This window comes from Anaerolineales bacterium, assembly GCA_016928575.1.
Classification (GTDB): Bacteria; Chloroflexota; Anaerolineae; order Anaerolineales; family RBG-16-64-43; genus JAFGKK01.
The window spans coordinates 1-23,773 of sequence record JAFGKK010000047.1 but is presented as its reverse complement, the minus strand read 5'-3'; the positions used below and the strand labels follow the sequence as shown (position 1 = coordinate 23,773).

The window sequence follows — 23,773 nt, the reverse complement described above, 5'->3', positions numbered from 1 at the left end:
TTTCCGGGCTCAGCCGGGCTTCCACCGTTTCCGCCCGAGGACCCACACCCGCATCAGGTCGGGGAAGGTCCGGATCCGGCGGCGGAGGATGTCCGCCGAGTAGGCACGGACGATTCTTCCATCCGGGCGGACGCGATGGGTGGCGTCCGGAGTTCCGTAGAGGTACCGTTCGTAGCTGGCGAGGGCGAAATTGCGTTTGGCTTCCTCGCCCGCATACACTCCCCGTTGTCCGCCGGCGTGGTGGCCGTAATCGTGATTCTGGTGTACCGCCAGGATAAAATCCGAGCCGTTGACCGCGTCCATCCGGCGCGCCAGACACCAGAAAACGATCCAGTTGTCCCAGGCCGGCCGCCCGATCACGATCGGAGGGAACTCCGCCAGCCCCGCCTCCCCGCCCCAAGCCCCTTTGGGGAACATGAAATAATCCAGCGCCGATTTTATCGCCGGCTTTCCGTGCGCGCGGGCATGCGCCTCGAGCCGGGTTTCCCAATCCGGGCCGGAAAAATCGAACGGTTCGCGCAGGTCGGTGTCCCACCGCCGGCCGAACAGCATGTAAGGCCGGGGCCACGACGCCAGCGCCTGCGCCGCCCGGATCAAGCGGCCGGTGAAAAGGATGTCCGCATTGGCGTAGAGCAGGACCGGGAAACGCGCGTTGGCTTCCGCCACCGAAAACATCGAGCGGAGCAGCGGGGTGCCGAATTCGCTCCGTTCCACATCCGGGATCAGCCGCGCGCCGAACTCCCGGGCGGCCTCCGCGCTCCCCTTTTCCTCGCCGATCAGCAGAACCTCGCAAGCGGGCCGCAGCCGCCGCCAGCAGGCGATGGTGTTGCGCTGCGTGACGGCCACCGCGTCCTGAAACGGCTTGGTCGAGGTGAACAGGGTGATCATGTCGGCCGCGGGGCTTCCTGCTCCCCGGGAAGGTTCACGCCCACGGGCACGTACTCCGTCTTGGCGCGCCAGGCGGTCGGTGCGATTCTCCAACAGTCGATCAGCACGGTTCGCTTCCCGGAAAACGCGCCCTCCGGGATCCCCGAAAATTCCTTCCATGGGATGGTGATGACGACGACGTCCGATTGCCGGACGCAGTCCTCGGCGCTTCCGCAATATCGGGGCCGGTCGCCCAACACCACCCGCGCCGCGTCCATCGCCATCGGGTCGTAGACCAGCATTTCCAAGTCCTCTTCGAGCAGCTGCTGCGCCAGCAGCACTCCCTGGCTTTCCTCGATCACGTCCGTGTCCGGCTTGTAGGAAAGGCCGAGGATCCCGACCTTCGCGCCGGGTTGGATGTAGCGCTTCACCAGGTCCGCCAGGCGCCTCACTTCGGCCCGGTTCTGGGCGTCGGTGGTCTCGGCCAACGCCGCCTGCAGTCCCAACCCGCGCGCCAAGGCGGCCATCGCCTTGTTGTCGCGCGGGAAACAGGGGCCGCCGTAGCCGTTCGCGCCCTTGAGGTATTTGATCCCGATCCGCGTGTCGCGGGCGATGGCCGCGGTCACCGTGTCCACGTCGCCGCCCGGCAGGCGCTCGCAAATGCGGGCCAGCATGTTGGCGTAGGTGATCTTGGTGGTGACGTAAGTGTTGACGGCCAATTTGGAAAGCTCGGCGTTGGCGAAGTTCATATGGGCGACGTGCGGCCCGTTCTCGCAAACCTTTTGGTAGAAAGCATCCAGGATCTCCCCCGAACGCGGATCCGATTCGCCGCAGAGGATAAAATCCGGGTTGAGAAAATCCCGGATAACGCTGCCCAAGGCGATGAACTCCGGGCTGTAGCACAGCCCGAAATCCTTCCCGGCCTTCCTGCCGGAATGTTTTTCCAGGCATTCGCGGATCGGGCCGCCGGTGGATCCCGGCATCACCGTGGCGGTGACGACCACGACCGGAAAATCCTCCCGCTTTTTCAATCCGCCGCCGATCGATTCGCAGGCCGAGAGCACATGGCGGATCGAGAATCCCCCCTTCGGCTCGCTCGGGGTCGGGACGATGATGAACACGATTTCGGATTCCGCGGCGGCGGCTTCCAGATCGGTCGTCGCGGAGAGCCGTTCCTTCCCGCGGCGGAGGTACTCGGCCAGGTCGGTTTCGTTGACCGGCGGCTCGCCGCGGTTGATTTTCTCCACCTTCGTAGAATCCAGATCCGCCCCGACGACGGCGACGCCGCGGGCGGCGACGGCCGCCGCCATCGGGGATCCCAGTTTCCCCAGCCCGATCACGGCCACCTTTTCCGGGACATGTTGCACGGACTTCATGCGTTCTCCTTATCGTTTTTCCTGGCCAGGATTGCCGCAAGCCTTCTCCGCACCCAAGCCGGAATTCGGGCGATCCGCCGCTCCGCGGACTCCGCCCAGCGCGCCCTCCGGGAAATCGCCGGCAGCATGAAGCGTTCGCGCTTGCGGTGTTCCGGATCGTCGATCTTCGCGATCCGGCCGCCGGCCAGGCGGTGGGTCGCATCAAGTACGTTGAACAACCGGAAGGAGCCTCCGGCCAACTGCTCGTTGCGCTCCGCCTCCGGCCCCTTCCACACCCCTTCCGCCCCCTGCGGGTGGTGATTGTACCCGTGATTTTGATGGACCGCCCAGATGCCCCGGGTCGCGTCGATCACCGGGGCGCGGCGCCGGCGGGCTTCGAGGATCAGCCAGTTGTCCCACATCGTCCGCCCGATGGCGAAGGGGGGGATCGCCTTCCACAGCCCGGGCCGGAAGATGAAATAATCGATCCCGGTTTCGGCGTGCAGGGATCCCTGCCGCTCCACCCGGCGCCGGAGCTTTTCCTCCCAGGCCGGATCGGAATAATCGATTGCCTCTTTCACATCCAGGTCCCAGCGCCGGCCGACGGCCAGGAACGGGCCCTCCACCGCCGACAGGGTCCGCACCGCATCCACGAAGTCGCCCCCGAGGATGATGTCGGCGTTGATGTATCCGAGCAGCGGCCTCGCCGCAACGGTTTCCGCGCGGCGGAAGAGGTCGTCGACCCGCGGTGTGCCGAATTCGGTCCGCGCCACGTCGGCGATATGGTCGATGCCCGTCCGGCGGGCGAAGGAATCCACCCCGCGTTCGCCCCCGAAGAGCAGAATCTCCGCCGCCGAGCCGAGCCGGATCCAGGAGCCGACGGCGTTTTCCTGCAGCAGGGCGAATTCCCCCTCCATCGCCTTGGGGACGGCGAACAGCGTGATCATGGATTCTCCAACCGGGCGGTGAGGCACAGATGCCACCCGAATCGCCGCTCCAGCAGGCGGAACACGGCCGGGGGCAGGATCCGGAAGTACCAATTCTTAACATAGCGGTAGTTCACATAATCCGCGATCCGGTACGGAAAGATGTGGTCGACGAACATCGACTCCACCCGGAACCCGCGCAGCAGCGCCCGCGCCCCGGCCGGGGTGTAGGTGTAGGTCACCGGACAGCCCGTTTGGGCTTCGGAATTCCGCGCCACCAGCTCGTCGAGCTTCCAGAAGGCGCCTTTGCCTTCCGCCAGCAGGATCCACAGCACCTTCCAGGATTTCCGGTGATACACCATGAGCTTGAGTTCGCTTTCCGGGCGGACGAAATGATCGCGGATCTGCCCGATCACGCGCTCCGGATGCGGGGTGTGGTGGATCACGCCGAAGGAGTAGACCAGGTCGTACGGCTCGGGCCGGATCGATTCCGCCAGCCGTTCGGCGTCGGCGGTCCGGAAGGTGATTTTGTCCGCCAGCCCGAAAACCTCCGCCCGGCGCCGCGCCAGTTCCAGCGACCTTTCGGAAAGATCGACCGCGGTCACGGCGGCGCCGGCGCGCGCGAAGTTGATCGTGTCGGTCCCGATCCCGCAGCCGATCTCCAGCACGCGCTTACCGGCCCAGCGCGGGAACTCCGCAAAGCCGGGGATGTGCGGTTCGACCAGGTATTTGCGGGCCTCGACCTCTTCGAAATATCCCCGCGTTCCCGCCTCGCGCGGGGAATGGCGGATGTTGCACGGCCGCGCGTTCCAATACGCGCGCACCTGGGAGATGTTCTTTTCTCGAAAGAGCTCTTCCTGTTTCATTCCTCTCCTATGCGCACCACGATCATCCGCCGCTCCGGTTCCCCCGGGCCCCAAAGGATCGCCTTCTCCCCCCGGTAGAGCAGCACGCCGTCTCCGGCGCCGACCAGCCCGAGGTAATCCCCGGCCGCGATCCTTTCCGCCGTGTCGAAATTCGCGAGGAAGAAAATCTTCTCCCGCGCCAGATATTCCCGCAACGGATCGATGTCCGCCAGGCCGCGCACGAATAAAAGGTGTCCGACCAACTCCTTCGCGGCGAACTGCGGGGTGTTGGCCAGCCCGTCGAGGTTGATCACCCGGTAAGTCTCGCCGAAATACCCGATCAGCCCGGCGCTGAAAGAACCGACCCTCGTCCCCGGCGGAAGATTCGCGTTCATCCAGCCGGCCGCGTCGTAGGCCGCCTGCTGGGAACCGTCCGGGGCGGCGGAGTATTCGCGCGGCAGAAGGTCCGACCAAACCCGGATCAGGCCGGCCGCCATCAACAGCGCGGCGGCGGTGGCGTACGCCGCCCGGACATATTTTGCGCCGGAGCCTTTGGCACCGGCAATCCCTTCGTAAGGCCAACCCGCCAGGCACACCGCCCCCACGATCATCGCCAGCGTCTCCGGCACGGCGTACCAGATCCCCCACAGCAGGTATTCCGGCATCAACAGCCAATTGGCCAGGAAATTCGCCGCCGCGGATAGCAGGAGCACCCCGACGACGGCTCCCGCCGCCCGGCTTGGAGAGCGCAATTTTAGCAAAACCCACGCCGCCGCTCCGATCCCGAGCGCCGCCAACGCCAGGACCTTGATCCGGTAATCCATCCGCCCGAGAAACGGAAAAATGCCGGTCCAGGATCCGAAGGCCAGATCCGGAAGCAGGCCAGTCAGATAGGAGAGCGCGGCTTCCTTCGTTGGCAGGATCAGCAAGTCCGGCCGCTCGAGGAGGATCCGTTCCGCCTGCGGAACGATCGTTTCGATCCAAGCCGGAGGGATCCAGGGAATCCGGCTTTCTAAGAACAGCGCCAGCGCCGCGCGAGCGCCAAACAGCTTGGCGGTCCCGCTGTTGGGGAACACCGCCCCGAAGGAGAGTTGCGCGTACAGGCACCAGACGGCGAGGACCGCTCCCATTGCCGCCCCGGCCGAGAGCATCCTTCGAAAGCGCTCGCGGCCGGTTCCGGCTCCCTGCCACCACGCCACCGCCAAGAGTATAAGCGCGGGGATGAGTGCGTTGATCCGGCTTAATACCAACAATCCGAGAACGATCCCCTCCCGCCATGCGACGCGCGGCGGCCGCTCCGCGATCCGCAGGATCCGGTGGCAGGCGAAAACCAGCAGGAAGGCGAAGAGTGCGTTTTCCTTTCCGGTAATGAACGCGCCCAGTAGGGAAAAGTTCGCGGTCCACAGTAGCGGCGCAAGGACCGCTGGCCAGCCCTTCAGCCATTGGCGGGCCAGGAGGAACAGCATCCAGCCGGTCAGGCAGAAAAACAATCCGCCCAGCGCCACCGCGGCCCGCAGGAAGAAAAGCTTGTCCGGGGAAAGGCGGGCGAGCGCGGCCAGGACGATCATCCACAATGGTTGGAAGCCGTAGGTCGGGTTCTCGCCGTCGAAGGTGAACACCCCGCCGCGCGAAAAATTCCACGCCGGCTGGAGATAATAATAGGAATCATCCTGCAGGCGGTTGCAGGCCGGTTCGCGGATGTCGGATCCGAAGGCGTACGCCAGAACCGCGAGGAACACCGCCGCGCAGACGGCGGCCGCCGCCGTTCGGGGAAGGTCCTGCAAAAGCCGATCCCATCCCGCCGCGATCCGCCGCATCGCATCACCCTTGGGGTGGGATCTCCGCCTGGGGCCGGAAGAAAGCCCGCATCCGCCGGGCGAACTCGGCTCCGTCCCAATCCCGCACCAGGCAGCGCGGCAGCCAGAACGGATCGCTTTCCGAATCGACCGGCGCCGGAGTGTTCGCGCACGCCAGTTCAAATCCCGCTTCGCGCGCCAGCCGCACGGTCTCGCCGCTGACGTCCCACGGACTTCCGTACGGATAGGCGAAACTGCGCGCGGGCTCTCCGGCGGCGGATTCCACCATTCGCTTCCCGGAGAGAATCTCCTCGCGCTGGGCGTCCACCGTCAGGCGGTTCAGCGCCGGATGGTTGCGGGTGTGGGCGCCGAATTCGAGCGTCCCTTCGGCGGCCGCCTTGCGGATCTCCGCTTTGGTCATTCCGCGCCGCGCGCCCGCCGGCGGCGAACCGGCTGCCTTGCGCAGGGCCGCCAGCGCGCCGCGACGCTGTTCCGGCGTCGCACCGCGCAAAAGATCGAACCACTCACGGTAGCACCGGTGGCGCGGCGTGGGATCCTGCGGGCTTTCGACGTTCCAATTCCAATAACCGCCGTCGGGCGCTTTGGGAAGGCGGGCCCAATTCCCCAAATCCCATTCCCGCATCCCGCCTGCGAAGGCGACCCGCAGGCGCCGCGGGAGTCTCGGCGCCAGCAGCAGGATCTCCTCCAACTCGTCATAGAAAAACGGCGTCCCCTCCAGGGAGGCGCCGGCGACGAAGACCGTCGCCTGCAGTCCATGCCGTTTCAGAAGCGGCGCGGCCGCCTGCCGGTTGTCGGCGTACCCGTCGTCGAATGTCAGGGCCACGGTGCGGTCCGGCAATTCTCCCTTCGCCGCGGCGGCGGCCAATTCCGCCAGGCCCAGCGGCCGATATTCCCGGCGCAGGATTTCCAAATGCGATTCGAAACGCCCCGGGGAGACGCATAACCGCAGCGGATCGATCGGCGGCGCGGCGATCCGGTGGTAGAGCAGGATCACTCCTCGCGGCCGGAAGGCCATCCGGGCCGTCCGCAGAAGCGGACGCGCGCTTCGAATCCAAGCCCGCACGCGCATGGCTAGGCCCGTTCGATGCGGAGGCCGCACGGCAGGTTGAGGATCCCCTGCCATTCATCCTGCGGATGCGAAGAGGGCGGAAGGGTGACGATCAATTCCGGATTTGCCCACCAGTCGTCGAGCAGGCGGCGGCCCTCCCGCTCATAGAACGAGGCATGCAGTTTGTAGACCCCGGGCTTCAGCGGCAGCATCGGCAGGGAGTAGACCAGCGCATGCCGCCCCGGCTCCAGAGCCAAATCGCCCCGCCCCCCGTCGTACGAGGCGCCGGACCAGATCAGCCTTCCCTCGTGATCGAAAATCTCGATGCCCCCGTAGCCGGCCGCGACCGACTCGCGCACGTCGAGGACCAGCCGGAAATCCACCGGGCCCAGCTCGGCGACGGCGTGGGCTTCCCCTTCGGCCGCGCCTTCGCGGGACCAGGAGAGATACCGCGCCCTGTAAGCCGCCGCCTCGCGCGCATCGACGCCGGACCCTCCCGATCCAAGCGACTCGCTTTCGTAGCGCGCCACCACTTCTCCGGTCGGCCCGAAAGCCCTGATCCGTCCGGCTTCCATCCAAATCGTCTGGGTGCACAGCCGGCGGATGGCGGTCATCTGGTGGCTGACGAATATCACCGTGCGGCCGGTCTGGGCCACGTCGTTCATTCGGTTCAGGCAGCGGCGCTGGAAGGAAAGGTCGCCCACCGCCAGCACTTCGTCGACCAGGAGGATGTCCGGGTCGAGGTGCGCGGCGACGGCGAACCCCAGCCGGACGTACATCCCGCTCGAGTAGCGCTTGACCGGCGTGTCGAGGAACTCCTCCAGTTCGGAAAAGGCGACGATTTCGTCGAAGCGGCGGTCCACCTCGGCGCGCGTCAGTCCGGTAATCGCCCCGTTGAGGTAGATGTTTTCCCGGCCGGTCAGCTCCCCGTGGAATCCGGTCCCCACTTCAAGCAGGGCGGCGACCTTGCCGTACAGCTCGGCGGTCCCCTCCGTCGGATCGGTGATGCGCGAGAGGATCTTCAACAGCGTGCTCTTGCCCACCCCGTTGCGGCCGACGATTCCGATCACCGAGCCGACCGGGATATCCAGGGTGAGGTCCTTGATCGCCCAGATATACTTCCGCCCTTCGGGGGAGGCCTGCGCCTTGCGCGGCCCCGCGCTCAGGCGGTCCCCGATCCATCCGCGCAGCGTTCCGCCCGTCGGCAGATACGAGCCGATGCGGTAGCGTTTTCCCAGCCCGTGCATCGCAATGGCGATCGGGGTTTCGGTCACAGGATGTCCACCATGGTGCGCTGGACGCGCAGGAACATCATCACCCCGCTGAGGAACACCGCCAGCGCCACGCCCGAGGAAACCCAGATTTCCGGACCCGGCGGAGTCGTCCCCAACAGACACCAGCGGAAGCCGGCCAGCACGCCCGCCATCGGGTTGAGCGCGTAGACGTTCCGCCAGCTTTCCGGGATCGATTGGCTGGAGTAGATGACCGGGGAGGCGTACTGCCACAGCGACACCAGGAACGGAACCAGCATTTGGATATCGCGGATATACACGTTGATCGCGCCGAGCCACAAGCCGAACCCGAGCGCGGTCACCAACAGAAGCAGGAGAAAAGCCGGGATCAGCAGGAGCTTGGCCGTCAGGCCGAAGCCGAAGGCCAGTATCAAACCCAAAAGGATGACGAAGGCCACGGTGAAATCCACCAGGCGGGCGCCCGCGCCGGCCAAAGGGATCAACAGGCGCGGAAAATACACCTTGCTGAGGATTCCCGCGTTGGCGGTCAGGCTGGTGGCGGTGCTCCCGAGCACGGCGGAGAACAGCGACCAGGGCACCGTGGCGGCGGAGGAAAACGGCGTATAGGCGATGTCGTTGTCGGTGGGAACTTTAAGGAACTCCCCGAAGATCACCGAAAACACCACCATCTGCATGAACGGCTGGAGAACCGCCCAACCGACCCCTAAAATGGTCTGCTTGTAGCGGACGCGGATGTCCCTTAAGGCCAGGAACCAAAGCAGTTCCCGCCGGCCCCACATCTCGCGCAGGTTGAGCGCTTCCCAGCCGGTGCGGGCGCGGATGCGGGTGACGGCCAGGTTCCGCGGACGCGATTCGTCCATCATCCGCCCTTGCGCGCGGCCCGTGCGGAGAGGTACCAGTCGACCGTCCGGCGCAGTCCCTCGTCGAAGGATATCTCCGCGGAGAAGCCGAATTTTTCCTTCGCCCGCGTGACATCCAGCAAGCGGCGCGGCTGTCCATTCGGCTTGCTGGTATCCCAGGTGATCTTTCCGGTGTACTCCAGAATCCCGGCCAATTTATTCACCAGATCCTTTATCCGAATCTCCTGGCCGGATCCCAGGTTCGCCGGGAGGGAATCGTCGTACCGCTCCACGGCCATCAGGATCCCACGAGCCGCATCCTCGATGTAGAGGAACTCCCGGGTCGGGCTGCCGTCGCCCCACATCACCACCTCCGGCGATCCGGATTCCTTCGCCGCCAGGCACTTGATAATGAAGGCCGGGATGACGTGCGAGGTTTCGAGGTTGAAATTGTCGCGCGGGCCATAGAGATTCACCGGCAGAAGCACCACCGTGTTGAAGCCGTATTGCTGCCGGTAGGCCTGGGCCTGGACGATCAGCATCTTCTTGGAGAGCCCGTAGGCCGCGTTGGTCTCCTCCGGATATCCATCCCAGATTTCATCTTCCTTGAAAGGAATCGTTTTCGGCTCTTTGGGGTAGGAACAGACCGTCCCGATCGCCACGACCTTCTTCGCCCCCGCCTTCCAAGCCTCGTGGATGATATTGGTCCCCATCATCATGTTTTCATAGAAGAATTCCGCGGGGTACTTTTGGTTCGCGCCGATCCCGGCCACCCGCGCCGCAAGATGGATGATCACTTCGGGCTTGACTTCGCCCATCAGCCGCCGGACCGACTGCGTATCGGTAAGGTCGACTTCGTTGATAGTCGGCGCGAAAATGTTGACCGCTCCCTTCGCCCGCAACTGCTCCATGACGAACGAGCCCAGGAAGCCGGCTCCGCCGGTGACCAGAAACCGCGTTTTATCCCATTCCATGTTTCATCTCCGAAAAACCGGGTAAGGATTTTCCTCATTCCCAGACCGATTCTACTCCAATCCCGGCCGGGAATCCGAAGCCTTGGCGTTCGCCTCTCCAGCCGCGCGCATCCATACCACCGGCAAAGCGATTCCCATGCAAAGGTACGCGATAAAAATATATTTCGGATAATAACCCGTGACATTATAAAAAAGGTGCGGCGCCAGAAAGACGCATGGCAAGACCAGGACTGTCCACTCCCTCCAAGCCCGCCGCAGGAGCGAGTGCCCGGATGCGATCAGCCAGCACGCAAGCAGTACGGCCATGGCGGCGAGCATCGGCCTCTGTGCCATCGGAACCCAATCAAGGAGGAAGATCGCTTTCATCTGTGCGGCGACCGCCGACGCCGCTTCCGGATCTCCCCGGAAAAAGGAAAGCCATGCGGCGGGAGGCAATGCAAGAAAGACGGAGGAGGTGGAATCCCAGGTGAAGGGGACAAAGGTGCGTCCGAATATCAGGTTGTGAAGAAGTGGAAGCGATCCAACCGCTGAGGCACCCACAAGGGCGGCCGTGAGAAGCCTCCATCTGCGCCATCCGATGCGGACCGCCGAGACCGCCAACAACCATAACACCGCTGGCAGTTGGTTGACCCGGATCGATGCGGAAAGCGCTATGGCCAGGCACCCCAAAACCGTGCGGATCCCCACCGGTCCGGTCAACATCCATGGCAGGGCAACCATCAAGAGAATCCAAGTCGGATACTCCGACAGCCCCGCCCGGACGGCGCCGGAGACATACATCCCCCCCAAAAGAAAGATGGAGGTCATCACCGCGAGCAAAACCCCCTTTTTCCATTTTGGTAAGGCAAAGCGGCGAGTCGTGTGGAAAAGCCAGGCGCCCGCCCCCCAATAGGCCGCCAGCGGGGGAATGGACGAAAAGGTATTGGCATCCCCGAAGAAGAGATGCTCAAGGAACCGCACATACCGGTACATCGGTTGAAAATAAAAGACCGATTCTCCGGCCCGCAAGCTTCCCGTGGCCAAAATGGAAAAAGCTTGCGATTCATATTGGAGGGGATCATTCCCGGCGGACCGCAGGAGAACCTGCCCAAAACCGGAGGACCATGCGACGAGGACGGCGAAGGCCGCTGCGAGTACGCAGAAAAACACGGAAGGTGGACGGAAAGGGCGGACCGCCACATGGACGATGACCATCCCTGTCAAGGCAAGCGCGATGGCCGTCTCGGCGAGAAGCACCGGTAAAGGAATCCAGGAAAGGAGGGCCAATCCGGCGGTAAATACGGCGAGCACCATACGGTCTGCCCGCACCGACACCCATACCGCAAGAAGGCCCGAAAGCATCCAGAGGAGAATCCCCCCGTCCGCGAGCAGGCCGAGGAAACGCCATCCCGCTCGCGCATCACGGGCGGAAAGGGGGACTCCCGGTTCGCCCGCCGCCGAGACCTTCACCGTTGCGCGCGGCCCCCAACTCTCCGGGTCCTGCCCGCTGCGTGATCCGTCGTCAAACACGTACTCGATTTGCAAAAGCGATTCGGATTGAGGCGGTTCGACCTCCACTGTGCCCAATCCGGCGTAGGACGGCGGCAGCAACACGCGGACGTCGCCCCAGACAATTTCCCCCTCGCCCACATAGTCCACGCGGATAGCTTCCCCAGGCGCAAGGTCCGGATACCCGCTCCAGGATGCCGCGATCGGTATCCTGGACCGAAGGATATTTCCCGGCTCCCATTCGAGGTAGTCATAGCGGTTTGTGTTGAGAAAGGTCAAATTCCACCCTTCCTCCCCGAACCAAATGGCCTTATCCAGACGGGTGGCGGAAAAACGGTCGAAGAGGTTTTCGTAGGACGGCTCGCATTGCCGGAAGGGAAGGGATTCGTGGGTGACGGTCGTCGGCTCGGCCGGTGACCGGTAACAAGCCGCAAACCCGGATTTTTCTCCGGAGGCGAACAACGCCGTCTTGAAGACGATCAGAAACGCGAGAAAAATCCACCGTAGCTGCGGACGGATATTCCATCGGCCCCAAAAATCCGCCCGGATGCCGCGAAGTTCCGGGAACAAGAAAAAAGCAACCGCCAACGCCAACGCCGAGAATTCCGGCAGGTTGCTTAAGGGAAGACCGTCAAAGAACTGCAGGTTGGTGGAAGGAACGCAGAGAACGGCAAGAAATCCCAGGCTGAGAAGTATCTCCTGCAGCATGATGGTTATTACGCCGCCTCCTTGCCGCCCGCCATCTTGCGGCGGAGGGTTTCGCGGTCGGCGTCGACCATGATCCGCACCAGGTCCTTGAAGGTCGTCTTCGGCGCCCAGCCGAATGCCTTCTTCGCCTTGGCGGAATTCCCGATCAGGTAATCCACTTCGCTGGGGCGGAAGTAGCGCGGATCGGTCTCGACGTGCTGCTTCGGATCCAGTCCGGCGCAGTGGAACGCTTCGTCGAGGAATTCCCGCACGGTATGGGTTTCCCCGGTGGCGATTACGAAGTCGTCCGGCGCGTCCTGCTGCAGCATCCGCCACATTGCCTCGACGTATTCCGGGGCGTACCCCCAATCGCGGCTGGAATCCAAATTCCCCAGAAACAGCTTTTTCTGAAGGCCGGCTTCGATGTAGGCGACCGCCCGGGTGATCTTTTTGGTGACAAAGGTCTCCCCGCGCCGCGGGCTTTCGTGGTTGAACAGAATTCCGTTGCAGGCGAACATGCCATACGCCTCGCGGTAGTTGACGGTGGCCCAGAAGGCGTACACCTTGGCGCAGGCGTACGGACTGCGCGGGTGGAAGGGGGTGGTTTCCTTCTGGGGAATCTCCTGGACCTTCCCGTACATCTCGCTCGAGGAGGCTTGGTAGAACCGGCACGGGAGTCCGATCTCGTGGATCGCATCCAGCAGGCGGACCGCGCCGATTCCGGTGATGTCGCCGGTGTACTCCGGCATGTCGAAACTCACCTTCACGTGGCTTTGCGCGGCCAGGTTGTAGACCTCGTCCGGCTTGATCTGATGCAGGAGTTTCGTCAGGTTGGTCGAATCCGACAGATCCCCGTAGTGCAGGAAGAGCTTCACGCCGCGGACGTGCGGATCCTGGTACAGATAATCGATCCGGTCGGTGTTGAAGGTGCTGGCGCGGCGGATCAGGCCGTGCACTTCGTACCCTTTGTGGATCAGGAATTCCGCGAGGTAAGATCCATCCTGTCCGGTGATGCCGGTGAGAAATGCCTTTTTCGGCGCCACGTTGTCCTCTCCGTTTTTCTACTGTCCGTCGGACAGCCGGTATATCGTCGCATACTCGTCCCGGTAGACCGGTTCCCCCAACTCCGCCAACTCCGCCCCGTGCACCAGGACGTAGACCGGGACGCGGTTTTGCAGGACGTACTCGCTCCGCAGGGCTTTCTCCCACACCGTTCCGTCACCCAGCGATTCCCACCAGTCGGCCAGGGTTTGCGGGTTGACAATGTTGAGGTCGCGCACCGCGTGCAGGACATGCCCGAGTTCGGCCGGATCCACGAACCGCATCCGTTCCAGCAGGTGAATCCGGTTCGAATCCTCCGGCATCCCGATCTCCACCACCAGCGCGTCGGCGGGCAGGTTTTCGTTGGCCCAATAGAGGTAAGCGAGTTGCGGCGGCAAGCCTTTCATCGGCGGGATCAGGTGCGTGTCGCCGTCGGCGAAGGCGTAATCGACGGGGATGGGCAGGGCCAGGAAACCGTTCTCGAATCTCATGACCTCGGCCGCCGCCCTGCGCGCGAAGCCCCACCATTCCACCGCGGCGGAGAAGATCTGCGCGACCGCCAGCAGGGCCAAGCCGTAGCCCAGCGCCGCGCGCTGGATCCGCCGCCACGGGAATCGCCCGGCCGCCTCCAGCGCCTGCGCCGCCCCCAGGACGATCGCGATCTGCGCCGGGATCATCCCGCGCAGCGCGAAATTCGTGTGCTGCAGCAGAAAGGCGATCGGAACGTAGACGGCCGGATACCACGCCAGAAAACTCCGCCAGGGCGCAGGCCTTTTCCCCAACTGCCGGAAAAACCACGCGCCATACAGCGCGAACGGCAAGCCGATTTCGATCAGCAGAACCACTCCCGCCACCAGCGGAAACGCCAGCAATGTGAGGGCTTGGTCGATGACGACGCTTCGGACGTAGGCGGTGCCCGTCGCCGCTTCCAGGATGACCGCCCGGAACTCCCCCCAGCGCACGGTTCCGGTTTGGCCGAGGGAAAGTGCGATCTGAGAACCGGTCAAGACCAGGAAGAAGGCTGCCAAACCGAGCACGCCGAGGAGCCCGCGCCCCTTCCGCAGCGCCCGGCGGTGGAGGACCGCCCACACGATCCCGCCCACGACCGCCGAGAGGAAAACGAACGCGCTGGTGCCGAACATGAAGGCGGCCGCAATCACGGCCAGTATTCCGCGGACAAGCAGGCGGCCGCGTACGTTCCGCCAAAGGATCAGCAGGAACACAAAGGCCGTCGCCCCGGCAACATGCTGGGGTTCGGTGACGAAATTGGTTAGCAGGGCCGGGATCTGAACCTTCGAGACCAGCGCCGGAGAATAGCTTTGCCACCATTCGTGCGAAAGCAGGCTCGGTCCGGTGAAGAAATCGAACCCGCCCGCCAGCGTGAGGAAAATCAGCGCGAACCATCGGGCCTTCGGCGAGCGCAGGTTCATCCGCAGAAAGGCCAGCAGCGCCGAAAGAAACACCAGCAGGTTCAGCGCCGCATGCACGTTCAGCAGCCGCAGGATCGACCGCCCGAGGGCCGGCAGTCCGGCCAGCACCGCCGGATAGATCCACGACCAGTAGTAATAGATCAGCGGAACATCCGGAAAGAGGTAATGCCTCGGGGGGATTCCGCCGCGGGCGATCGCGGTCGTCTCGGCGATGTGCCAGTAGGTGTCGGTTGTGACGGCGGTGCTGATTTCCCCTCCGTTGAGAATCATGTGGATGCGGGGAAGGGCGGCCAGCCCCGTGACCAACAGGACGAACGCCGCTTCGAACGCCGTTTCGCGCGGCGACGGCGGTTCGGCAGACCGCGAACGGATTTCCAGGACGGGCCGCTTCCCCGCCCGGGCGAGGATTCCCCCGGCCAGGAAGAGGACCGCGGAAAAGGCCGCCAAAATCCCGAGGCTCGGCTTATAGGGGCCGAACAGGGTGGGAAGGACCAGCAGTACGGGCGTTGCCGCGATCGACAGCGCGAACGGCGCAGTCCACCGCGCAAAGCGCCCGAGCCCGCGCCATTCGAAAAGACTCGCCAGCGCGGCGCCGGGAATCCAGTAAGCCAGCAGCACTCCGATCCATTCGAGAAATACAATCCCCATCAAGCCGCCTCCCAAGCACTCAGACCTTATCCGACGAAACGCCGAGGTTGACCGTCGACCATCGACGATCGACCATCGCTCTGCACTTTTCGATCATCGATGGTCGCGGAGTATTCCTTTCCGCCTTAGAACATCGTCAATTGCGTCGCTTCCGGCGGAGGCGACGCGGCCGGCGTCTGCTTGCGCGCCTGCTCGATCAACGCCGGAAGCTTGCCGAAATCTTCTTCGATCGATTGCCGCAGCGCCGGCTGATGCAGGGCCGCGGCGGGATGGAACATCGCCACCACCAGGCGGCCGTCGACCTGCCTGACCTGCCCGTGAACGGAGCTGATCTTGGAAGCCCCGAAGTAGCGGGCCATCGAAAAGCGGCCGAGCGTGACGATCACCCTCGGCTGGATCGCGGCGATCTGGCGGTCCAGGTAGGGGCGGCAGGCTTCGATCTCGTCCGGCTGGGGATCGCGGTTGCCGGGCGGACGGCACTTAATGACGTTGCAAATGAACACCTGCTCGCGGCGCAGATTAATGCCGGCTAGCAGCTGCTCCAGGAATTTTCCGGCCGCTCCGACGAACGGACGCCCCTGCTCGTTTTCATGGAAACCGGGCCCCTCGCCGATGAACAGGAGCTCCGCATCGGCCGGCCCCTCGCCCGGCACCGCGTTCTTGCGCGAGGAATGCAGGCTGCATGCCGTGCAGGCCGAGACTTCCTTGGCGATCTGCGCCAAAGCTTCCGCTGCCGTCATCCATAACCTCCAAAATATTTCTCACCGCCAAGCCTCGAAGATCGCAAAGTTATCTTTTCGTTCTTTGCGTCCTTTTACGCCCCCCGGCCCGCCCAGACCGAGGGCGGCCTTTGCGGCGAGATTCTAAAAATCAAGCCAATTGCTCCTTGTTTTCCTGTGCCCAATGCCACAGGCGCGCCAACCCTTCCTTCGGCGCCACTTCGGGTTTCCACCCGAGTTCCCGCTCCGCTTTACGGATGTCGCTGATGTACACCCGCTGGTCCCCCGGCCGCCATGGCCCGTAGCGCACATCCAGCTTCCGTCCGCACAGCGTTTCCAGCATCGGTCCCGCTTCGGACCAGACGGTGAGCGTGAAGGCGGGGCCGCCGCCGATGTTGAACACGCGGCCGCGGACGGCGTCGATCCGCTCCACCGCGCGTTCAAACGCGCGCACCAGATCCCCGATGTAAAGCATGTCGCGGACCTGTTTGCCGTCGCCGTAGATGGTGATCGGCCGGCCGAGGGCGGCGCAGATGACGAAATGCGCCAGCCAGCCCTGGTCCTCGATCCCGAACTGCCGTTCTCCGAAAATCGCCGATTGACGGAATACCACCGTCGGCAGGCCGTAGATTCGCGCGTAATCGCGAACGTACTGGTCGCCCGCCCCCTTGGAGCATCCGTAGGGTGAATGGAAATCGAGCGGCCAATCCTCGGCCACGCCCTGCGGCAGGTCCGCCAGCCGATAGCGGTCCGGATCCTCCGCCACTTTGGCCGCTTCCATGCCGCCGTAAACCTTGTTGGTGGAGCTGTAAATGACGATCGGATTCTTGCCCGAAAGCCGCGCGGCCTCGAGGACGTTAAAGGTCCCGAGGGCGTTGATCTTGAAATCGTCGCGCGGATTCGCCACCGAAGTGGTCACCGCCACCTGGGCGGCCAGATGGAAGATCGCTTCGCGTCCTTGCGCGGCGCGTTCCAGGGCGGCGGCGTCGCGCACGTCCCCGTGGAGGAATTCCAATCCGGGGACGTTTTTCTGCAGCCAGATCAGGTTCGGCACGCTTCCGCGGCGGGAAAGGTTGTCGAAGACCGCCAAATCGTCGCCGCGGTCGGCGAAGTGCTTCGTCAAATGCGTGCCGATGAAACCGGCGCCCCCGGTTACGAGAATCTTCATGCCATATCCTCCTGCAACGGGAATTCCACGGCGGCGTACAACCGGTCCGCCGTCATGAGCACGGCGTCTTCCCCGTTGTTCTTGTAGTATCCCTTCCGCCGGCCGACCGTCCGGAACCCGAATCCGCGGTAAAGAGACTGGGCGGCCACATTCCCCGCCCGGACTTCCAACATCGCGATCAGAGCCCCCGATTCGGCCGCCCGGCGCAACAGCGCCGCCAGCAGAACTTTTCCCACCCCCCGGTTCCGCCATTGCGGATGCACGGCGAAGGTGGAGATGTGCGCCTCGTCGATCACCAGCCAGTAGCCGGCCACGCCGACCACCCGCCCCGTTCCCGCCCCGGCTGCCGGGCTGTGCTCGCGGGATTGGATGACCAGCAGGCGTGACGACGGATTCTTCTGCAGCTCGTACCAATACGTGTTTTCCGGCCAGGGATTCGGGAACGAGGCCCGGTCGATGTCCATCACCGCCGGAATATCCTCCGGCCGCATCGGCCGGACCAGGAATTCCCCCGCCGCTTCTGCGAGCTTGCTGCGTTTGTCCGCTAGCACCCTTCCCCCTTCCCTGCATTTCCCGCATCCAGGTAGATCGGCTGCAGCATCATCGGACGGGTTTCCGGATCCCGCCGGTGCTCGGCGGTGATCTCGGCCAACACCCCCGCCCGCCGCAGGTTGCGGTGGGCGGGCGCGATTTTCAGGTCCCGCCGTTTGGCCAGCGCCGCTCTTCCGGCGCGGTCGACATCGCCGCAGATCCGCGCCCGCTTCGGCGCCTCGGCGGCCAAAGCCTCCCAGGATCCGACGCACGGCTGCCCGGCGGCTTTCCACTTTCCCGCCGAAGCCCGGTATCCGCACCAGGCGATCCGCCCGCGTCCGGCGGCGATCACCGCCACCAGCTCCTTCTCGGTCGCCGGTTGGGCCCGGACCAGAATTTCGAAGGTGGGGATTCCATACACCGGCAGGTTGCGCGGGATCGCGAAGCCCAGCGCAAAAGCCATCCCGATCCTCAGCGCCGTATAGGAACCGGGGCCCTGCGCCACGCCCACCGCCCGGATCTCCCCGGGGGACACCTCCGCCCGGCGCAGCAGTTGCTCCACGGCGGGCGCCAACGCGACGGTGTGCCGCATTTGCGCCGGATGGGATTCTTCCGACACCACGCGCTGTCCGTCGTACAGCGCCAGGGAGAGCGATCCGGTTGCGGTGTCGATCGCCAAAATCCAATCAGCTTCCGAAAGCCAGCTTCCGAAAGTCTCGGAGGATTTCTTCCGGCCGCGCGCCCTTGCCTTCGATTCGGAGGTTTCTTCGCGTTTCATCGATCCACTGCAGCTCCACTTGGACCCGGTCCCGCTCCAGCGCCCCCGCCACCCGCTCCGGCCATTCCATCACCAGCGCCCCGTGGTCCAGCGCCGCGTCGATCTCCAATCCCGGCCATTCGCCGCGCTTAAGGCGGAAGGCATCGAGGTGATACAGCGTCATCCCGTCGGCGCGCCTGTATTCGTGAACCAGGACGAACGACGGACTGCGCGCCGCCCGGGCCGATCCCCACCCGCGGGCCATCCCCTGCACCAGGGTGGTCTTCCCGGTGCCCAAGTCCCCGTGCAAACATACCAAGTCGCCGGGTCGGAGCAGTTCCCCGATCCGCGCGCCGACCCGTTGGGTCTGAGCCGGGCTGCTGCTGACGAAATCGACCGTGTTGGCGTCCAGGACGGGCACAACCCAATTATATGATATTCGGGCCCTCAACCAATCCGGCCCACCGCCATCTCCCCCTCGACCGAGGGATATCCTGCATTCGGGATCTTTTTGGGACGGCCGGCTCGAAGAAGGGCGCCGCGGTAGGGAAACGCCGCAGGTTTAAAATGGGGTGTCTGGACGCTCACAGAGGATCCTAAGAAGATTTTGTCCCTTCGCCATGATTTCCAGGGCAGAGAAATGAGGGAAACAACTCTTCCCTTGGGGATTGACACCAACGGCCCCAGAGAAGGAACCACGAAAAATAATTGCCGCTCAGGCAGTCAATCACGACGGAATAATCTCACCTTACCAACACCAGCGGTATTGGTTTTGGTTGTCACCCCGGCTCCCGCCCTCGCGCCTGCCCTCGCGCCTGCCCTCGCGAAGCGGGGGAAGCGGGGGTGCTCGAAGCTGAAGTCCGGAATTTTCCGAGGAGTTATTGGATGCCGGCTACGGTCGCGCCGGCATGGCGATCGCCGGCTGAGATACTATACAGGGGGCATAGTTGAACTTGCGGGCCGTTGCGTGCAAACTTCCTGGTATCCCCATCAAGAGGAGGAAGCGATGCGCACTGCAACAACCCGCACACAAAAGTATAGCGCAAATCCGTCACCGACGTGGTATCTCGCATTTGAACTGGGCTGGAACACCTGGACTTTGGGATTTAGCGTAGGTCTTGGTCAACCGCCACGGATACGACGAGTCGATGCCAGGGATTTGGGCGCCTTGGAAGAGGAGATCTCCATGGCGAAAAAACGGTTTGGATTGCCGCCGGACGCCCCGGTCCGCAGTTGTTACGAGGCCGGGCGCGACGGCTTCCCCGGCATTTCCGGCCAGGACGGGCTGGCTGCATCGATTCTTGCTATCCCGGGGAATCGACAACCAAATCGTCGATTCCTCCAGTATTGAAGTGAACCGTCGGGCGAAAAGGGCGAAGACTGACCGTATGGATGCCAATAAGCTGCTCACGATGCTGATCCGGTATCACGAGGGAGAAACCAAGGTCTGGCATATCCTGCACGTTCCAAGCTTGTCAGAGGAGGATGACCGGCAATTGCATCGGGAATTGGCGGCGCTAAAGAAAGACCACACGGAATACACCAACCGGATCAAAGGATTGCTGGCCAGCCAGGGGGTGAAAATGAGTGTGCGATCGAAATTCCCCGACCGGCTTGGAGATGTTCGGATGTGGGATGGAAATCCCTTGCCGACGAAACTCCAGGAGCGGTTATTGCGTGAATACCAACGAACCAGGGCTCTGGAACAACAGATAGACGAGCTGAACGCGGAAAGGGAGAAGGCCATCCGGGAAGGGCAAGGGGAAGCCCTGGACCAGGTCCGCCAGTTGTTATCCCTGAGGGGGATCGGGCCAAACAGTGCCTGGTTGTTCGTGATGGAATTATTCGCCTGGAGGAAATTTCAAAACCGGCGGGAACTTGGAGCCATAGCCGGGTTGACCCCAATGCCCTACCAAAGCGGTGGTCGATTCCAGGAACAGGGGATTGGGAAGTCCGGAAACCCCGATGTTCGTTCCATGGCAATCGAGATCGCCTGGGGATGGTTACGCTACCAGCCGAAGAGCCAACTAAGCCGTTGGTATGCGGATCGATTCGGGAGAGGCAGTGCGCGCTTGAGGCGGATCGGAATTGTGGCGTTGGCACGCAAATTGTTGATCGCGTTTTGTCGCTATTTGGAAACGGGGGTGATGCCCGCGGGGGCAATCCTAAAACAAAATCCCATTTAAAGTGTCCTATCGCCCCGGCATTCATTATCCGGAGAAGGTTACTTCAGGCAGCCCGCGTAATTGCTGGGTTTCCGAACAGGAACCGACGACTGAGATGGTGTTTGCCTGAAATTGGCTTTACGCACCGCCTTACGGCGAAGGAAGTATATGGTGCCTGGCCAAGACCGGTCAGCACGGATAGCCTGTCCTGGCCGGACAGGCCAGGGAAGTTGGTCCATGGCGAATAATCGCCTCGACTTGGAAGGAAGCCGGTAGCCGTTCCGGTTATGTGAATGGGGTGTCTGGACGTCCGGAAAGGATCCTAGGAAGGCCGGTCCATCTGCCAAAACTCCGGCAGATCGGGAGGAATAATTTCTTTTCTTCCTTTGGGGCTTGACACCAACGCCCTCATAGAAGCAATTATGGAAAATCAACGGAAAGGGAAACGCACCCTTCCGGGCGGTGATCCAGCCCTCTGGAAGAAACCGCGGAATAGGTGCAAAATCCGAATCGCATGCGCGTACAAATCGGATTCGCGATAGCGATCCGGGGAATAGGATTTCCACAAACTTCTCGCCTTGTTCCACGCCGCGATGCCGATTGCCGAGTTGGAGGGGATCCACAGGGGCAAGGCTTGCCGGCTGCCGGGCCGGAAAAGGATCCAGGAAGGGAATCCAAGGCGCCGTTATGCCTTGCGGTAAACCATGATCGTACTTCGCCTGTCCACCACCGCATACTCCGCACCGGACAGGAGAATCTCGAACGCTTGCCTCTGAAGGGTTAACAGCGCCCCCTCGGCGGAATCGTAGAAGAGGTACTCCGGTTCGCCGGCGTGCTTTCTCGCCAAATCGAGTATGTGGGCCGAAAAGCCCGGGGATAGGGAGCACATGATCGGGTCCGTGATCTCCAGCAAGTGAGTCTTTTCGGTCAGCAAAAGGATTTCCACCTGATCGTCGTAGTGGGCGAACAGGGCGATGGAGCGATCCTCGGCCGCATATTTCCCGACCAAATCCGCAAAGGCCGCAACCGTCTCGTTCGCGGGCGGCGTTTGGTACGGATTCCGGAAGGTGATCGACTTTCCCGCCGGCAACTCCCGAAGGATTTTATGCATCAGGGTGTTTTGCACGCCGGAAAAAAACCAAGGGTTGATCTGGATCAGGCAAATCCACACGCTCACCGCGATGGCCATCCCAATGCTCCACCGTCCCGCCGGAGGAAAAAACCGCACAAAGGAATCCCGTTGGAGGACGGAGAGCCACAGGACGATTACCAGAAGCAGCGGCGTGCACACCAGGGCGAGGTGAAAATCCAGGCCGTAAACGAAGAAGTAGAGGTGTTCCAGCAATCCCGCCGTCGACAACCCCGCCAAGAGGATGCCCGTTTCTTTGGGCAGGCTGCTTGGCCGCGTCCGGCCCGCGAACAGGACGGCCAGAATCGTGCCTAGGTACACGGCGGTAAACGCGCCGGTCCACAAGGAATAAAAGCCGGCGTCGTTGGAGTACCGCTGTGCGGAAAGAAAGTGATCCCAAATCCCGAAAAAATACCCCGGATCGGGCATGCGTCCGGTGGATGCCGTCGACCCAGCCCACCAGAGGGATGCGCTGAAAACCGCCGCACCCGACTGCATCAAGAGTCTTCTCCGGAAAACAGCCCAGCCTTCCTTCCGGGATTCCGAATAGAGGATATCCGCAATTCCATGCAGCGTATTCAGCGAAAAGAACGAGACCACAAACGCCTCCAGGCTCCACAGCGCGGCCATGCCCAGCAGGATGAGCTCGAGAAGCCGCCATCCCTTCCATGCGCGGAAATGGGTGAGCCAACCCACGGCCAGGAGCAGGTAGGCCAACCCGTACCGCAGGGGTCCTTGCGCGGGAACAGCCAGCATGGTCGGCCAGGCGACGGCGAGATAGGTGAAATACAGAATCGCCCCGAGGCCCGCCAGGCTGAGCGACAGGTTCTTGGTCGCCTTCTGGAGCAGGAGAAAGAACAAACCAAACTGAAGAACGTACAGCGCGTTGAGGAGGAGCCCAAGTCCGGGGAAAGAAACCGGCAGGCGGAGGATCCGGAACGCCGCGAGGAGAAAATAGACGATCCCGACCCCGTATTGGGAGAACGTGTCGACAAAAAGGGTGCCGCCGTGCATCACGTCATGCACGGGCGCCAGAATCGGGTTGGAATGATGGCGGTCGAAAGGAATCTCGGGCTGGTAAGTCAATCCGAACAGCAAAAGTCCGACCAGTACGTAAACCCACCAGCGGGTCTTGGCCTTCGGGCGGCCCTCTTTCCGGCCGTCGGCCAGAAAGAGAGCCGCAATCCCGGCGCACATCGCCGCCAGCACCGCCAGGGACCTTGCGCTGATGGACAGCCGGTAATACCGGCCGAACAGGCACCAAAAGATCCCGCCGAAAAAAAGGGGGAGCAGCGAAATCACCCTCGGATTCCACTTGGTTGTAATTGCGGCCGCGGCGGTCCGCGTGCGGTTGAAGATCCATATCAGCAGAAACATCGTGTGGATCCCCGCGGCCGCCGCCGCATACCCTTGCCAGGGCAACCGGTCCGCCGCCGTCAGCCCGGCAAGCAGGCAGGTCCACGGCACCACCAGGGCGACATACGCCGCCGGAAGATCGCGGATAGCCCATGGAATCCTCCGGTGCAGCACCTCATCCAACGCCGTCAGCAGGGCGAATAGCGCGATGAGGGTCGCGGCCGTCCCGATGTAGGCGGTGATGACGCTTCGCCGGTTAACCCAATCGCCTCCGAGGAAAACCAACGCCGCCGGAATCGCCGCCGCGGCGAGGACGCCGATCGAAGCGAGGTAAACGTTCAGGTTGCGTCGGGTCGTCACGGGAAGTGCGCCGGGATCGATCAGAGGGTCCATGCCGTCAGCCGTCTCCGAGCCGCGGACGGCGGGCACGATCCAGGAGAATGCCGTCCGAGGACGGGATATTCTAACCCGGACCCATCCGCGCCACCCAGCCCATTTAGGCCTCCTCCCTTTCTCCCCATATCGGATCGGCCGGGGTAAAAACCTTCCGTCTCCAAGGACCCAAAAGGCGCGGGGTTTTTGCGTCTTTTCCAGCCGCTTTCCCGCCGTCCCCGTTTCCCTTCTCGCGCTCGCCGTTTACTCAGCCAGCTTCGGGGATACATTTCCACGGCGCGCAAAAACGGCCAACGCGCTTTGGACGCCTTGCGTCTGGCCTATTCCGGAACGCCCT

Annotated in this window: 20 protein-coding genes; 2 read left to right on the top strand and 18 right to left on the bottom strand. The window is 63.2% G+C overall.

The features are described 5' to 3' along the window. Positions 1 to 9: 9 nt before the first annotated feature. From JW929_06290 to tsaE, 17 genes are all read right to left on the bottom strand, one after another. On the bottom strand, positions 10 to 888 hold the full coding sequence (locus tag JW929_06290) for a hypothetical protein (GenBank protein MBN1439004.1): 879 nt from the start codon (positions 886 to 888) through the stop codon (positions 10 to 12). Continuing rightward, the gene (locus JW929_06285) at positions 885 to 2,243 is read right to left on the bottom strand and encodes a UDP-glucose/GDP-mannose dehydrogenase family protein (GenBank protein ID MBN1439003.1); all 1,359 of its coding nucleotides are present in this window, start codon (positions 2,241 to 2,243) and stop codon (positions 885 to 887) included. Before JW929_06285 ends, JW929_06290 begins: the two co-directional genes overlap by 4 nt. Beyond that, positions 2,240 to 3,169 carry a hypothetical protein gene (locus JW929_06280; protein ID MBN1439002.1) on the bottom strand — a complete coding sequence of 310 codons (930 nt, stop codon included), beginning with the start codon at positions 3,167 to 3,169 and terminating at the stop codon, positions 2,240 to 2,242. The genes JW929_06285 and JW929_06280 overlap by 4 nt, the downstream gene beginning before the upstream one ends. Beyond that, entirely contained in the window at positions 3,166 to 4,014 is an 849-nt protein-coding gene (locus JW929_06275; protein MBN1439001.1) for a class I SAM-dependent methyltransferase, read from the bottom strand. Before JW929_06275 ends, JW929_06280 begins: the two co-directional genes overlap by 4 nt. Beyond that, a complete protein-coding gene (locus JW929_06270; protein MBN1439000.1) occupies positions 4,011 to 5,810 on the bottom strand; it encodes a hypothetical protein in 1,800 nt (599 codons plus the stop codon). The genes JW929_06275 and JW929_06270 overlap by 4 nt, the downstream gene beginning before the upstream one ends. 4 nt (positions 5,811 to 5,814) lie before the next feature. Continuing rightward, complete coding sequence (locus JW929_06265) at positions 5,815 to 6,879, bottom strand: polysaccharide deacetylase family protein (GenBank protein MBN1438999.1); 1,065 nt, start codon at positions 6,877 to 6,879, stop codon at positions 5,815 to 5,817. 2 nt (positions 6,880 to 6,881) lie between these two features. Then, positions 6,882 to 8,132: an ATP-binding cassette domain-containing protein gene (locus JW929_06260; GenBank protein ID MBN1438998.1), complete on the bottom strand. Its 1,251-nt coding sequence runs from the start codon at positions 8,130 to 8,132 to the stop codon at positions 6,882 to 6,884. Further along, entirely contained in the window at positions 8,129 to 8,971 is an 843-nt protein-coding gene (locus tag JW929_06255) for an ABC transporter permease (GenBank protein ID MBN1438997.1), read from the bottom strand. The genes JW929_06260 and JW929_06255 overlap by 4 nt, the downstream gene beginning before the upstream one ends. After that, positions 8,971 to 9,924 (bottom strand): GDP-L-fucose synthase, encoded by a 954-nt coding sequence (locus JW929_06250; protein ID MBN1438996.1) that lies wholly within the window; start codon positions 9,922 to 9,924, stop codon positions 8,971 to 8,973. The genes JW929_06255 and JW929_06250 overlap by 1 nt, the downstream gene beginning before the upstream one ends. Positions 9,925 to 9,975: 51 nt before the next feature. Then, positions 9,976 to 12,120 carry a hypothetical protein gene (locus JW929_06245; GenBank protein MBN1438995.1) on the bottom strand — a complete coding sequence of 715 codons (2,145 nt, stop codon included), beginning with the start codon at positions 12,118 to 12,120 and terminating at the stop codon, positions 9,976 to 9,978. An 8-nt stretch (positions 12,121 to 12,128) separates the two neighbouring features. Beyond that, on the bottom strand, positions 12,129 to 13,142 hold the full coding sequence (gene gmd, locus JW929_06240) for a GDP-mannose 4,6-dehydratase (protein ID MBN1438994.1): 1,014 nt from the start codon (positions 13,140 to 13,142) through the stop codon (positions 12,129 to 12,131). Positions 13,143 to 13,160: 18 nt separating this feature from the next. Further along, complete coding sequence (locus tag JW929_06235; protein ID MBN1438993.1) at positions 13,161 to 15,218, bottom strand: hypothetical protein; 2,058 nt, start codon at positions 15,216 to 15,218, stop codon at positions 13,161 to 13,163. 125 nt (positions 15,219 to 15,343) lie between these two features. Continuing rightward, on the bottom strand, positions 15,344 to 15,958 hold the full coding sequence (locus JW929_06230) for a uracil-DNA glycosylase (GenBank protein MBN1438992.1): 615 nt from the start codon (positions 15,956 to 15,958) through the stop codon (positions 15,344 to 15,346). Positions 15,959 to 16,088: 130 nt separating this feature from the next. Beyond that, positions 16,089 to 17,105 carry a GDP-mannose 4,6-dehydratase gene (locus tag JW929_06225; protein ID MBN1438991.1) on the bottom strand — a complete coding sequence of 339 codons (1,017 nt, stop codon included), beginning with the start codon at positions 17,103 to 17,105 and terminating at the stop codon, positions 16,089 to 16,091. Beyond that, positions 17,102 to 17,656, bottom strand: a complete 555-nt coding sequence (gene rimI / locus JW929_06220) for a ribosomal protein S18-alanine N-acetyltransferase (GenBank protein ID MBN1438990.1) — start codon at positions 17,654 to 17,656, stop codon at positions 17,102 to 17,104. Before rimI ends, JW929_06225 begins: the two co-directional genes overlap by 4 nt. Further along, complete coding sequence (gene tsaB, locus JW929_06215; protein ID MBN1438989.1) at positions 17,650 to 18,315, bottom strand: tRNA (adenosine(37)-N6)-threonylcarbamoyltransferase complex dimerization subunit type 1 TsaB; 666 nt, start codon at positions 18,313 to 18,315, stop codon at positions 17,650 to 17,652. The genes rimI and tsaB overlap by 7 nt, the downstream gene beginning before the upstream one ends. A gap of 7 nt (positions 18,316 to 18,322) precedes the next feature. Next, on the bottom strand, positions 18,323 to 18,814 hold the full coding sequence (tsaE, locus tag JW929_06210) for a tRNA (adenosine(37)-N6)-threonylcarbamoyltransferase complex ATPase subunit type 1 TsaE (protein ID MBN1438988.1): 492 nt from the start codon (positions 18,812 to 18,814) through the stop codon (positions 18,323 to 18,325). A gap of 585 nt (positions 18,815 to 19,399) precedes the next feature. Between tsaE and JW929_06205 the strand changes: the two genes are divergently transcribed. Together JW929_06205 and JW929_06200 are read left to right on the top strand one after the other, a co-directional pair. Continuing rightward, on the top strand, positions 19,400 to 19,744 hold the full coding sequence (locus JW929_06205; protein ID MBN1438987.1) for a hypothetical protein: 345 nt from the start codon (positions 19,400 to 19,402) through the stop codon (positions 19,742 to 19,744). After that, the gene (locus tag JW929_06200; GenBank protein MBN1438986.1) at positions 19,695 to 20,579 is read left to right on the top strand and encodes an IS110 family transposase; all 885 of its coding nucleotides are present in this window, start codon (positions 19,695 to 19,697) and stop codon (positions 20,577 to 20,579) included. The genes JW929_06205 and JW929_06200 overlap by 50 nt, the downstream gene beginning before the upstream one ends. Before the next feature lie 664 nt (positions 20,580 to 21,243). On the opposite strand, the gene JW929_06195 is transcribed toward JW929_06200, so the two are convergent. Beyond that, on the bottom strand, positions 21,244 to 23,436 hold the full coding sequence (locus JW929_06195) for a hypothetical protein (GenBank protein MBN1438985.1): 2,193 nt from the start codon (positions 23,434 to 23,436) through the stop codon (positions 21,244 to 21,246). Positions 23,437 to 23,773 lie beyond the last annotated feature (337 nt).

Bases quoted from the DNA above. Each gene is read 5' to 3' on its own strand.
- JW929_06290 (MBN1439004.1), bottom strand. From the start codon at position 888: ATGATCACCCTGTTCACCTCGACCAAGCCGTTTCAGGACGCGGTGGCC.
- JW929_06285 (MBN1439003.1), bottom strand. From the start codon at position 2,243: ATGAAGTCCGTGCAACATGTCCCGGAAAAGGTGGCCGTGATCGGGCTG.
- JW929_06280 (MBN1439002.1), bottom strand. From the start codon at position 3,169: ATGATCACGCTGTTCGCCGTCCCCAAGGCGATGGAGGGGGAATTCGCC.
- JW929_06275 (MBN1439001.1), bottom strand. From the start codon at position 4,014: ATGAAACAGGAAGAGCTCTTTCGAGAAAAGAACATCTCCCAGGTGCGC.
- JW929_06270 (MBN1439000.1), bottom strand. From the start codon at position 5,810: ATGCGGCGGATCGCGGCGGGATGGGATCGGCTTTTGCAGGACCTTCCC.
- JW929_06265 (MBN1438999.1), bottom strand. From the start codon at position 6,879: ATGCGCGTGCGGGCTTGGATTCGAAGCGCGCGTCCGCTTCTGCGGACG.
- JW929_06255 (MBN1438997.1), bottom strand. From the start codon at position 8,971: ATGGACGAATCGCGTCCGCGGAACCTGGCCGTCACCCGCATCCGCGCC.
- JW929_06250 (MBN1438996.1), bottom strand. From the start codon at position 9,924: ATGGAATGGGATAAAACGCGGTTTCTGGTCACCGGCGGAGCCGGCTTC.
- JW929_06245 (MBN1438995.1), bottom strand. From the start codon at position 12,120: ATGCTGCAGGAGATACTTCTCAGCCTGGGATTTCTTGCCGTTCTCTGC.
- JW929_06235 (MBN1438993.1), bottom strand. From the start codon at position 15,218: ATGGGGATTGTATTTCTCGAATGGATCGGAGTGCTGCTGGCTTACTGG.
- JW929_06230 (MBN1438992.1), bottom strand. From the start codon at position 15,958: ATGACGGCAGCGGAAGCTTTGGCGCAGATCGCCAAGGAAGTCTCGGCC.
- JW929_06225 (MBN1438991.1), bottom strand. From the start codon at position 17,105: ATGAAGATTCTCGTAACCGGGGGCGCCGGTTTCATCGGCACGCATTTG.
- JW929_06205 (MBN1438987.1), top strand. From the start codon at position 19,400: ATGCGCACTGCAACAACCCGCACACAAAAGTATAGCGCAAATCCGTCA.
- JW929_06195 (MBN1438985.1), bottom strand. From the start codon at position 23,436: ATGGACCCTCTGATCGATCCCGGCGCACTTCCCGTGACGACCCGACGC.